This window comes from Bacteroides propionicifaciens DSM 19291 = JCM 14649, assembly GCF_000375405.1.
In the GTDB taxonomy this organism is placed as follows: Bacteria; Bacteroidota; Bacteroidia; order Bacteroidales; family Bacteroidaceae; genus Bacteroides_E; species Bacteroides_E propionicifaciens.
On sequence record NZ_AQWS01000006.1, the window covers coordinates 1 to 12,610 of the forward strand.

The 12,610-nt window shown below is 36.4% G+C and carries 6 protein-coding genes and 3 tRNA genes; 1 reads left to right on the top strand and 8 read right to left on the bottom strand.

Annotation, left to right across the window (positions count from 1 at the left end):
- Window positions 1-47: 47 nt before the first annotated feature.
- The 7 genes from B091_RS0102690 to B091_RS0102720 form a co-directional block, all read right to left on the bottom strand.
- A tRNA-Arg gene (locus tag B091_RS0102690) sits at window positions 48-121 on the bottom strand.
- A 23-nt stretch (window positions 122-144) separates the two neighbouring features.
- Window positions 145-218, bottom strand: a tRNA-Arg gene (locus B091_RS0102695).
- Window positions 219-239: 21 nt separating this feature from the next.
- A tRNA-Arg gene (locus B091_RS0102700) sits at window positions 240-313 on the bottom strand.
- A 65-nt stretch (window positions 314-378) separates the two neighbouring features.
- A complete protein-coding gene (locus B091_RS0102705; protein WP_018108469.1) occupies window positions 379-2,676 on the bottom strand; it encodes a patatin-like phospholipase family protein in 2,298 nt (765 codons plus the stop codon).
- A 240-nt stretch (window positions 2,677-2,916) separates the two neighbouring features.
- Complete coding sequence (gene htpG / locus B091_RS0102710) at window positions 2,917-4,968, bottom strand: molecular chaperone HtpG (protein ID WP_018108470.1); 2,052 nt, start codon at window positions 4,966-4,968, stop codon at window positions 2,917-2,919.
- 123 nt (window positions 4,969-5,091) lie between these two features.
- Window positions 5,092-7,629: an ATP-dependent Clp protease ATP-binding subunit gene (locus tag B091_RS0102715; RefSeq protein ID WP_018108471.1), complete on the bottom strand. Its 2,538-nt coding sequence runs from the start codon at window positions 7,627-7,629 to the stop codon at window positions 5,092-5,094.
- A 496-nt stretch (window positions 7,630-8,125) separates the two neighbouring features.
- Window positions 8,126-10,324, bottom strand: coding sequence for a hypothetical protein (locus B091_RS0102720; protein ID WP_018108472.1), 2,199 nt, complete (start codon window positions 10,322-10,324; stop codon window positions 8,126-8,128).
- A gap of 591 nt (window positions 10,325-10,915) precedes the next feature.
- Here B091_RS0102720 and B091_RS0102725 point away from each other — a divergent pair.
- Complete coding sequence (locus B091_RS0102725) at window positions 10,916-11,686, top strand: SHOCT domain-containing protein (RefSeq protein WP_018108473.1); 771 nt, start codon at window positions 10,916-10,918, stop codon at window positions 11,684-11,686.
- A gap of 50 nt (window positions 11,687-11,736) precedes the next feature.
- Here the strand turns inward: B091_RS0102725 and B091_RS0102730 are convergent, their stop codons facing one another.
- Window positions 11,737-12,585, bottom strand: coding sequence for a fructosamine kinase family protein (locus B091_RS0102730; protein WP_018108474.1), 849 nt, complete (start codon window positions 12,583-12,585; stop codon window positions 11,737-11,739).
- Between the last annotated feature and the right edge of the window lie 25 nt (window positions 12,586-12,610).

Here is a 12,610-nt window from a genome sequence, read left to right on the forward strand (position 1 = left end):
AAAGAAAGAGACGTGATAATATTAATTAACACGTCTCTTGTTTGTTGTGACCGCGGCAGGATTCAAACCTGCAACCTTCTGATCCGTAGTCAGATGCTCTATTCAGTTGAGCCACGCAGCCAATATGTATTTCCTTATTAGGAGTGATCGCGGTAGGATTCAAACCTACAACCTTCTGATCCGTAGTCAGATGCTCTATTCAGTTGAGCCACGCAACCATTTCTATTTGTTAACAAAAGTGACCGCGGCAGGATTCAAACCTGCAACCTTCTGATCCGTAGTCAGATGCTCTATTCAGTTGAGCCACGCAGCCGTATTTGTTTTACGCTTGCAAAGATACGCACTTTTTAATTCTTTGCAAATTTATAGACAACTTTTTTACTCTAGAAAACGATAGTTGAACAGCTGCCAACCGATTGATAGCCCCACATTCCAGTCCTTCTTCGGTGAACTATAGTAGTTTACAAAGGCCGAGACTTGCCCAAAGGGTAAAGTAAAAACTAACGAAGATTCTCCAATAAATTCTGCTTTTGAGAATGATCTGCCATAATATGGCTTGTCATCTGGTCTTTTGTTGATTGGGAATACTGGGAAAAATCCATACAATTCTGTTCTAAATTGTAGCATATCACTCAATAAAAATATTGGTTTGATACCAGCAGCAAAATATTGATTGGCTCTGAAAGCTTCGTTATAAATAAGTTTACTATGTGCAGTAGGAGAAAATGTACCAGCTTGCATCATGGTTGCTGTGTAGTTCTGACTAAAGTTTCGCGATGAGTAAAGTGCATCCGCCTGCCAACCCAATACAAATTTTTTAGCTAGGGTATGATATTGTTCCCTTTTATAGCCTATCTGAAGCCAGGAATGTTGTTGGTTTACTCTTTCCTGTTTTTTATCCGTGCTGCCTGGTCGATAATATTCTTTACCAGAATACACTTGTGCTACAAGTGACTCTTGATATCCACCTGTTGCATATTGTTTAGAATTCAGCGTATTGCTCATGATGCCAACAGAACCTCCAAATAGCTTGTAAATACTTCTATCCTGTCTGTCGTTCTCAAAGTCAATTATACGAGTTTGATAATATTTATCAGATAGTTTTGCTATGCCGAAACTAAACTCTGCACGTTTAGTTGACAAAAATGGTAGAGCCATAAATCCTTTCAAGAAGTATTCGTCGGAACTGTTGAATACTGGGTTATAGTCTCTACTAAACAATTTGTCGTTTTTGTAGTAGTCAAATGATGTAATCGATGCAATAAGTCGGTAGGAGGTCGGTATTTTTGTTGGTAAATCGATTCGACCTGTTATTTGTGCATTATTATAAACCCGACCAAGCTGACCGTCAAAACTCAACTCTTTTGCGTAATAGTTAAGGTTTTGGTAAGTAGCACCCAAATAAATTTGGTTGGCATTCGTTGTTGAAATATTACCACCAATTCGAATCATTAAGTTATCTTGAATTTGTACGTTCAAATGCAAGTCATATAAGCCACTAGCTGGATCATAAACAGCATGTGGAATGATTTCTTGGATCATGTTACCCGATAAAAGTCTAAAATAGGCACGCTTTAGTTCCTCAAAAGAGAAGTCATCATTATTAATTGCCTTAAACTCTCTTCTTATATAACTTTGTTGTTGCTCGTTGGCTCCATCAATATAGATGTTTCTAAAGCGTAGTTCGGGTAGCTTACTCTTAAATAGCATTCTCTTTAATGCTACAGCTTCGGGATCAACACGTCGGTTAATACGTTTTTTTATATCATCTATCTTTCGCATGGTCTCTTTATAGCCTATTTCTTGAAGCTCGTCTATGCGACCCATATCCAATAAACCTATGTCATCAAAACGAAATTGTAATGCTATCCCTAGTGAGTCGGGTAGTGAATAGTTAGACTTCTGCATAACCATATTGTCTATTTGACTCATGAGGTTATCTAGCTGTGGAGCTTCAGGGTTACGCGCCACAATACTACCTAAAACTACCTCAGGGTTGAAGTCTTTTTGCATAACATCTACAGGGAAGTTATTATATATCCCACCATCGTATGCCAATACACTATCAACAACTATGGGTTTAAATACAAAGGGGAAGCTCATAGATGCACGAACAGCATCTCCTAAGTCTCCACCTTTTAGTACCATCGCTTCTTTGTTATATACATCCGATGCTACACATCTAAAGGGTACAAATAAGTTGTTGAAATTGCCTTGACTTAAGGCTGTTGCTTGAGAAAACTTCTGCAAGAAAGCCAAGTTCATCTGGATAGGGTTGACTACACTTGTGGGTATAAACTGAGTCTTAATACGAACAGAATCTTTTACAGACATTCGGATATTTATAAACTCAGGAGTATTTCTGTTTTTCTTAAAGAAATACATATAATCGGCTTCAACTTGACCTGTGTACCACCTTTTAAATTCTTCTGAGCTAATAAGTTCAACCATATCATCAGGTGAATATCCCATGGCATATAGAGATCCTATTACGGCTCCCATAGAAGTTCCTGTAACATAATCTATTGGAATCCCGCTCTCTTCTAAAGCTCGTATAACTCCGATATGCGTTAATCCTTTTGCTCCTCCTCCGCTGAGTACTAATCCTACACGCTGTGCTTTAAGTTGTGGTAAAAGCAATGCACACCCCAGGAGAATGAATAAGAGTTTTCTCATAAGTTCCTTTTTAAAATATCTAAATAGCCTATTATATTGATAAAGATAGAGATAAATTTTTGTTGATGCTATTAATGTAGTTTTTCTTTCGTTACAAGAAATGAAAAAATGGATAGAATTTATCCATCTATTTCATCTTACAATCATAACATTACCTTTACAACAAAAAATAGCCCCGTTAGTTTTTTACTAACGGGGCTATCTCATGCTTATACTACTAATTTAATATTGTCTGTAGGCTTAAATTAGCTCTATACTTCGCTTAACAAAGTCGTTTAAAGCTTGTCCTTTAAGCATATTATTTTGAAGAAGTGCCAAATCGATAAGTTGACGTACAATCTTATTCTTGCTAGCATAAGTTGCAAAAACAGTGTCTTTCTGAGCTTTTAATTGAGCTCGTTTTTCACTGATCTCTTTCGATTCATCTTTTAGGACAGTATCAATTTCTTCTTCTTTCTTATCTTTCATTTCAAGCTCGAGTACTTGATTGCGAGCATCTACCTCATTGAGTTCTTTTTCAATAGGAGAGATCTCTGCTGCAGTAGCTTTCTCCGAGTCTGCTAGAACTTGTTTGATTAGCTCGTGGTCAGAGTTGAGTACTACGTTAAACATATCAGGCATCTCACCATAGAAGTTCATTCCTGTTTGGATTGAAGCCATCTCTTTCATACGACGCATGTACTCACTCTGAGTAATAATTACAGGTGAGTTATTATTCCCCATAGCTTGAGTCATTACGCTAAATTCTAATTTATTCAGCTTAGGTAGTTGACTCTTAAATGTAGTGGTCAATATCTCAGACTTACTGGGCTCAAGTGTGTCTTTGAGTTGATCATCTTTTACAATCAGATTATCTACCACATCGGCATCCACACGAGTAAAACGAGTTTTCTCAAATTTTTGCTCTAGTTGATTGATTAGCGCTACATCGAGCTGGCCATCCATAACTAAAACATTGTATCCTTTGTTCTGTGCTGCTTCAATGAAGCTATACTGTTCTTCTTTGTTTGTAGCATACAGATAAACGAGTGTTCCATCTTTATCTGTCTGATTTTCTTTAACAAGTGTTTGATACTCCTCATAAGTATAAAACTTATTATCGGTATCATTGAATAAGGCATAATTCTTAGCACGGTCAAAGAAGTCTTCTTGCGTTAGCATGCCGTAGTTGATAAACAATTTGATGTCGTTCCACTTTTCTTCAAAACCTTGACGGTCATTCTTGAAAATAGACTGAAGTCTATCCGAAACCTTCTTAGTGATGTAGCTAGAGATCTTCTTAACGTTACTGTCACTTTGTAGGTATGAACGTGATACGTTTAGAGGAATATCTGGTGAGTCAATCACACCATGTAATAGTGTCAAGAAGTCAGGTACTATTCCTTCAACCGAGTCGGTAACATAAACCTGATTGCAGTAAAGTTGAATCTTGTTTTTGCTCAGGTCAATGTTTGTTTTGACTTTAGGGAAATAAAGAATACCAGTAAGATTGAAAGGATAATCTACATTCAAATGGATCCAAAATAATGGATCATCCGACATAGGATATAGCTTTTTGTAGAAAGCAATATAGTCTTCGTCTTTGAGCTCTGAGGGTGTACGAGTCCAAAGTGGAGCTGTATCGTTGATGATATTTAGCTCAGTAGTTACCACTTGTTTGCCGTCTTTCCACTCCTTCTTGAAGCCAAAAGCTACAGGAATAGGTAAGAAGCTGCAATATTTGTGTAGTAGGCCTGATAAGCGTTCTTCCTCTAAGAATTCGATACTCTCATCGTCAATATGTAACACGATATCCGTTCCACGCTCAGCTTTCTCTGTTTCTTCCAAAGTGTATTCTGGGCTACCATCGCAACTCCATTTTACAGCTTTAGCGCCTTCTAAGTGAGATTTAGAGATGATATCTACTTGTTTGGCTACCATAAATGCCGAGTAGAAACCTAAACCAAAATGTCCGATAATTGCATTAGCATCATCCTTGTATTTTTCTAGAAAGTCATTAGCTCCCGAAAAAGCAATTTGGTTGATGTATTTGTCCACTTCTTCAGAGGTAAGTCCGATACCGTGGTCAGAAATGGTTATTGTTTTATTTTCTTTGTCTAGTTTAACCTGAACTGTAAGGTCGCCTAGCTCTCCTTTGAACTCACCAATAGAGTCTAATGTTTTAAGTTTTTGACTAGCATCAACCGCATTCGAAACAAGCTCACGTAAGAATATTTCGTGATCACTGTATAAAAACTTTTTAATAATAGGGAATATATTTTCTGTAGTAACCCCTATATTGCCTTTTCTCATAATATCTTTAATTTAATTATTAATTGTATTCTGATTCATTGTAAAGCAAAAAAAATGCCAGACCCAAGAGTCTGACATTTTGTCTTGTTTAAAAGACTAAGCTTTGCAAACTAGTCTTATTTATTATTTCTCAGCTTTATGTTCTGCTTTGAACTCAAGCTTTTTCTCAGTTTCGGATGGAATCACTGTTATTGTGTCTCCTTTCTTAAATGTACCACTAACCAATAGTTCAGACAGTGCATCTTCAATATGAGTCTGCAATGCTCTCTGAATTGGGCGAGCACCAAATTGTGGATCATAGCCTGATTCAACAATAAATGCTTTGGCCTGGGGCGTAATGTCTAATGTGTATCCGATTTCAAGAACTCGTTTAATCAGAGTTTGTACCTCTAAATCAACAATCTTAATAAGTGCATCCTTATCAAGTGAGTTGAAGGTTATAATCTCATCAATACGGTTGATAAACTCGGGTGCGAATGTCTTATTCAAAGACTTTCTAATCACACTATTTGCATGCTCCTTATCGCTAACATCAGATGGTGTTGTAAAGCCAACTCCTCGTCCAAAATCTTTAAGCGTACGAGATCCAATATTAGAGGTCATGATGATGATTGTGTTTTTAAAGTCAACCAATCGTCCGTTTCCATCTGTTAATCGTCCTTCGTCCATCACTTGCAATAAGATATTAAACACCTCAGGGTGTGCCTTCTCAATCTCGTCGAGTAGCACAATAGAGTAGGGACGACGGCGAATTTGCTCAGTGAGTTGACCACCATCTTCATAGCCGACATATCCAGGAGCTGACCCTACAAGTTTAGATACTGAGTATTTTTCCATATACTCCGACATATCCATACGGATTAATGCTTCAGAGGTTCCAAACATCTCTTTTGCTAGTTCCTTTGCTAGGTAGGTTTTACCAACTCCAGTAGGACCCAAGAACAAGAAAGTCCCTGTAGGCTTTTTGGGGTCTTTTAAGCCCACACGACTACGTAAAATTGCCTTGGTTATTTGATTGACAGCATTGTCTTGAGAGATTACCTTTGCTTTCAAGTCATCACGAAGTAGAAGTAATTTCTCTCCTTCAGCAACTTCCATCTTCTGTACAGGTACCCCCGACATTAAAGCTACAACAGCCTCTATATCTGATTCATGAACCGTTTCACGGCTTTCTTTCATTTCGTTTTCCCACTTCTCTTTCATCTCCTCAAGAATAGTTTGAGCTTTTCTCTCTTGGTCTCTGAAGCTAGCAGCTAACTCGAAATTTTGAATTTTAACCGACTCTGTCTTTTTGGCTTTTATCTCTTCAAGCAGGGCTTCTTGGTCTTCAATTTCTTTGGGAACACTGATATTTGTTAAGTGTATTCGTGCTCCAGCTTCATCTAAGGCGTCAATAGCCTTATCAGGGAAAAAGCGATCGTTGATGTATCTGTCTGTCAAGCTTACACAAGCAGCTAAAGCTTCGTCTGTATAATTGACATTGTGATGTTCTTCATATCGCGCCTTGATGTTCTTTAAAATTGCTAATGTCTCGGCTGGTGTGGTTGGTTCTACCAAAATCTTTTGGAAACGACGCTCTAGAGCACCATCCTTTTCAATGTTGTTACGATACTCATCGAGTGTAGTTGCACCAATACATTGAATTTCGCCACGTGCAAGGGCAGGCTTTAGCATGTTGGCAGCATCCATAGATCCTGCAGCCGAACCCGCACCCACTATAGTGTGAATCTCATCGATAAATAAGATCACATCTGGATTCTTGCGAAGCTCGTTCAAGATAGATTGAATTCTTTCTTCGAACTGACCTCTGTATTTCGTTCCTGCTACAACGGCAGCCATATCAAGAGCTATAACTCGTTTATCAAATAAGATACGTGATACCTTTTTTTCTACAATACGTAGAGCAAGCCCTTCGACAATAGCCGATTTACCAACACCTGGATCACCGATTAATATGGGATTATTCTTTTTTCTACGGCTTAGGATTTGAGCTACGCGTTGTATTTCGTTTTCACGTCCTACTACAGGATCAAGCTTACCATTGGCAGCTGCTGCAGTCATGTCAATACCGAAGTTATCGAGTACTGGAGTATCATTAGAACTCTTTGTTGCAGTCTTTGCATAGGTTTTAGACTCACCTTGTAACGAGTCATCTCCATAGGGTGGAGTGATATCATCCTCTTCGTTGTCGTCTTCTGGAAAATCCATTCCTGACTTGATGTCAGGAGTTACTTTTAGTATCTCATTGTATACCTTATCGTAATCTATATTATCTTCTTGTAACATTCTTGCTGCTAAATTATTTTTTTCACGTAATATAGCCAATAGCAGATGTTCTGTATCAGCTGTAGGGTTATGTTGTGAACGAGCTTCTAGTATACACATTCTTAGAATCTTAGATGCATCAGCAGATAAAGGCACATCAGCATCTGGTAGTAGTAAATCATCTTTGTATGCATTCAGAACATGTTCTATGCTTTCTTTTATCTGACTTATATCTACATTTAGATTTTGGAGAATATCTATAGCCTTACCTTGGCCATCACGGATGATGCCTAATAGTAAGTGTTCGGGGCCAATATAATTGTTGTTCAAACGATTAGCCTCCTTCTTACTGTTGACCACAACATTGGCTACTTGTTTTGAAAATTGACTCTTCATTATTTATTCCTTTCTAACTTGAAGTTTCTTACTCATAAAACAGTCACTTACTCAATTGCAACGCTATTGGTGGAGTTTATGTTTTATATAACTTACAATACATTTATAACAAATACCATGCCATTGAACTTTAAACCACAATTAGGAGGGAGTTATCCCAACCAATAACACTTCAAAAGTGTAGGTTTAAATGCACTTGTATGCAAGCCGAACTTTAAACATAGAAATAAAGATTCATAATTGAAACAGTATTCATAACTATTTAATAAGCCTTAAGCCTATTTCTAACTATTTGTATATGGGAGTGAGGAGGTTAGAAGGTTTACTTCCGTATTTAAGATAGCAAAAATCAGTAAGTCGTTTGCTAGTGGCTAGCCTTTGGTTTAAGATGAGTGAGTAAGTCATTTTAAAATTCTGAGTGCGTAGTGATGTATGCTAAACAAATCGGCTTGAGTAATTTTGTTACTCAAGCCGATTTGTTTTTGATTAATATTTTTTAGTTTCGCCTCTTGAAGAAGCGTATGCCTTTAGAAATCTTTCTATCGTATTCTTTATTATACTTCCAAGGTTCCTTAAGATAAACTATAGCATCATAAGCATCGGTACTGCGGGTTAAACAGCCAAAGCCCAGCCAAAAATGTGCTTTATGCTTATATTTCGTGTTTTGGCAATACTCCTCGAGGTCGCTTTCTAATTTCTTTTGATCAAGGTCAGACTTTACCAGATAATTAAGACCAAAATCATAATCTTTAATATAAATAGAAGCATTGTCTTGGCTTCCATCACGCTGTGCCTTCTCTTTTAAATCTCTCATTCGCTTGATCATCCGATCTATACCTTCCATACTCAAATCATAGAGATGGAATAAGATATCGACTCTGTCAAGGCGATTGGACTGTTTAATCTGTTTGCAGATTCTTGAGAACCAAGTATTCGTCCATCTATGCTTTATGGGGTCTTTTCTATCGTCAATCCATCCGTCAATGCCAAATAGGTATGGGAAGAAGTTTCTGTTGACGTATTCTGCATATTCATCGTCGATGTATATAGTCTTCTTGTCATGACTTGGGTGTAGACTATGGCATAAGTGATATCCTAAGTAAGCCATTTCCTCGGAGGCAATATACTGATTTGAAAGCTTGCTTCGTTGTCCTAAATAATACAAGAAGGTAAATGGATTTTTCAGATAGTGTGCCAAAATATCCAACTCAAATATACTTGTAAATAAAGGGTAGGAGTCTTTCTTGCTCTTATCCATAAAGATATAAGCTTGCTGCGTAATGGTTGGACAGTTTTTAGTCGTTACTCCCATTAACTCGACTTCCGTGATTGGTTGCTCTAGTTTTATTTCTAGCCCGTCCTTATCTGTTATTTTAGCTCCACTTAATATGAGCCTTTTTTGCTTATCCGCACACTTCTGTACATCTTGAATAGCTGATTTAAGTAAGCCTAGAACATTTTTATCATTATTGTATTGCGTAATATCAGTTACCTTCTCTGATTGAATTTGCACGCATAATGCTTTGTTTGCAATCACGCAAAGTATATCTATTTGAGTAGATTCACCTTTTGCATCAGTAATGGTAGCATTAGGGTACATTTGATCGGGGTAATACACTCGGCTGAGTATTTTATTGCACATGGTATGACCAAAATCTGATAAATGCTTAAGTGCAGTTTCTTGATACCCTTTATCATCAAGCATCCAGTTTTTAGGTGCTTCATAGAGGATTTCATATAGGATACAGGTTAAGGGGATAAAATAATCATCGCCTCCTGGTTCTAAAAGTAGGATAGGTTGGCTTCGGTAAAAGTTAAAGTCGCCTACTGCCTCAAATTGACGATTGGATTCGGCAACTTGATCTGTGGTAAACTTATTTAAGAAGGATTCAATAAAATCTTCATTACCTAAATCTTTTCGTTTGACTGTAAATAAGAAAAGGAGATTTTTATAGAAGGAGTACCAATTGTCCACAGACATTTTTGATATGTCTGTCTCTTTGTTTTCGGCCTCTAGCTCATTGAAAAGGTCTAGATAAGGATAGAAATCAATTTGCCATGCATCAGGGCCTACATTAAACTCTTTAGTCCTACTCTTATTGTTTTTAACCATAAAAGAGTAGAAGTGTCTAAATTTGACTGCAAGGTTTTGCTGAATTTTATCTATAACTTGAAGTGCTTGTGGAATTGTAAATCCACAGTTTTTAGCCATCCAAGCTTCGTCATCTTGATATTTAAGTTTTAAAGCATTGTTGTATGGGTGTACATTAGATGTATTTTTAGCATAAATTATGGACTCCGTAATTGAACCCTCCTTTATGAAAAAGTTTAATTGTTTAATGTTGTTGTCGGTAGCGTTTAGACCACTAGAATCTTCAATCGCTTTTTTAATGGTTTTGTGATTGCTCTCGATTAGTGTGTTTTCAAGTTCACTTAATAATCTGATGCTCTCACTTTTGAGCCTTAATAACTCTTTTGGATGTTCAGGATATGAGAAGTCAATAGGTTCATGGAGCATGCAACCCACTAACAATGAAACTTCTTGGAAACCTACGTGTTCTCGGTAATTTACCTCATGAAGATGTTCGACATCATAATGAAAATCCTCTAAAATCAACATACATAATGAGTATATGTATCCTTTAGAACGAACAAGGGTATTAATATCAGACAGAATAGCTTTAGTTTCTCTCATTGCGCAAATTTTATGATTCGTAAGATATGTTCTACTTTTAAAGTTATAAAAATATTTATAGTTCCACCCTCTTTTAGCAAGTATTATTCCCTAATCTTTGGGCGATTAACAATATTAATAGCTCCATCATCCACCTATATTATATTAGGTCCAGACAAGACATAAAAGATGTTGAGTTTCAGAGCGAAGTCTGAAATATTGTATCTTTTACTTTATAAGTAGTGTTGACTTAAACTTCAATCTTATTTTAATCGTTTGGTTTTGTAATCATATAGAAATATAACAAGATATAAAGGTGCTTGTTCTTGAGCAAAGTGATATATTGACTTCTAAAATTATTGGACTAATATTAATGATTTTATATTTGACATTGGATTATAAAAAATAAGTTTACTGAGTAGTATGTCTTATTAACCTAAACTTTATCACATTTTCTCAATTCATTTTTTCATAATGAATAAGTTTTGCCGAAGTAATGCTATTACTTCGGCTTAATTTTTATTTCATGTTATGAAACTTAATAGAACCTCTATTTGTTAATATGTTGTAATATCTTTAATCTTATTTATTGACATGAAATAATAAAATGCTATGAATTTATTAATTGGCACAATTTTACTCTTTACGCTCTTTATTCTGTTTTTGCTATTGGCAATATATCTAAAGACAAAAAATCAAGGGAAACACTTGATGCAAAGAGCGAATGATATAGACGACTTTACGGTTGGACAGTTTATAATGGGGCAGCAGAATAGTTTCCTTTTGGTTTCTGATAGATTAAGTCAACGTTTGGCCTATCTGCAAGACTCCGAAGACTATGTTTTTCCTTTTGATTCAGTTGTATCGGTTGAGTTATTTAAGAATGCAGAATTGGTGACTGAATACTTAAGTAAAAGGATTGATACTGATGCACAGTTTGCTGATACTTATAAAAAAAGTAAGGCTAAGCAACTTCTTCCTAAGAGTTCATCAAAAGCCTCCACGAGTAAACCTACAACCATTAAAGTGAGAATTACGTTGGTCGGTCATCATCATCCTTGTATAGATATTGATTGCTTTGACTCCAAAACTCAGTTGTTTGGCGGATCACGTACGCTTGATTTAACTAACCACGAAAGTCAGCTTTATCGCCGTGGGCTCCAGACAGCTCAGCACATTGTAATGCTTATAACGAAAGTTATTGATCTTGTTGATAGTGCACAAGCTCAGAGTGGTAAAAAAACCATATCCAAAGTGACTCATTCGGGAACAGTTCCTAATCTGATAGCCGATGAACTTGAAAAGCTATTAGCCTTAAAAAACAAAGGTGCTTTATCTGAGTCGGAATTTGAAGAGCAAAAGAAACGTCTACTTAATTCGTAAATAAAAATAAATGCTTGTTGAAGACTATCAACAAGCATTTATTTTTTAATTTAAGATCCTTCACTGTATTTTCTGATTAGTTGTTCAGCCTCTGATAAATAGCCACTCCCAAAAATATTGAGGTGATTCATAATATGATAGAGTCGGTATATACCTTCTCTATGCTGCCATCCCTCTTGTAAAGGGTATTCTTTTTCATATCCTTTATAAAAATCCGAGTCAAACCCACCAAACAATCTTGTTAAAGCAAGTTCAGCCTCTCTCTGACCATAGTATACTGCAGGGTCTATCAGAACGGCTTGATTATCTTGCGAGCAAATATAATTTCCACTCCATAAATCTCCGTGAATAAGTGTGGGAGGCTCTACGTAAGGGCGTAAAAGCTTCTCTATCTGGGTTTCAATTTTCTTAAAACACCTCTTCATATCGTTTGATACCTTGTGATTCTTTTCGGCCATTTTATATTGATAGAGTAGCCTTTTATTATAATAAAAAGCTACCCAGTCAGTTGACTCTTCTTTGCTAGGTACATTTAACTGAGGATTAACCCCGATATAGTTATTTTCCTTGAAACCATACGAAGGGCCTGTAGTTTGGTGTAGCTTGGCTAAGCTTCTCCCAAATCTAGAGTGAAAGTTTTTCTTCTGAACTGCGGGTTCAATATATTCCGTAAGAATGAAGTCGTGTTGAGCTAAAATTCCTCTACAAACATTAATAGTATTTGTTTTATATAGCTCTTTGAGCCCAGTTAATTCACAAGAATATATATCTGAAGGAAACCCACTCTTTAAAAAATAACTTTTCCCTGAGGAGGTTTGAATTTTTCCATTAGTTGTAAATACGACGATTTCTTCATCTAAAATAGTTTTGATCCTAGCTTTAAGTTCTAAATCATTCATAATTCGATTTTTGTATTATTTTAAA

What these genes read in the sequence shown, in the direction of transcription:
- B091_RS0102705 (WP_018108469.1), bottom strand. Translation starts at nt 2,676, where the DNA reads ATGAGAAAACTCTTATTCATTCTCCTGGGGTGTGCATTGCTTTTACCA.
- htpG (WP_018108470.1), bottom strand. Translation starts at nt 4,968, where the DNA reads ATGAGAAAAGGCAATATAGGGGTTACTACAGAAAATATATTCCCTATT.
- B091_RS0102715 (WP_018108471.1), bottom strand. Translation starts at nt 7,629, where the DNA reads ATGAAGAGTCAATTTTCAAAACAAGTAGCCAATGTTGTGGTCAACAGT.
- B091_RS0102720 (WP_018108472.1), bottom strand. Translation starts at nt 10,324, where the DNA reads ATGAGAGAAACTAAAGCTATTCTGTCTGATATTAATACCCTTGTTCGT.
- B091_RS0102725 (WP_018108473.1), top strand. Translation starts at nt 10,916, where the DNA reads ATGAATTTATTAATTGGCACAATTTTACTCTTTACGCTCTTTATTCTG.
- B091_RS0102730 (WP_018108474.1), bottom strand. Translation starts at nt 12,585, where the DNA reads ATGAATGATTTAGAACTTAAAGCTAGGATCAAAACTATTTTAGATGAA.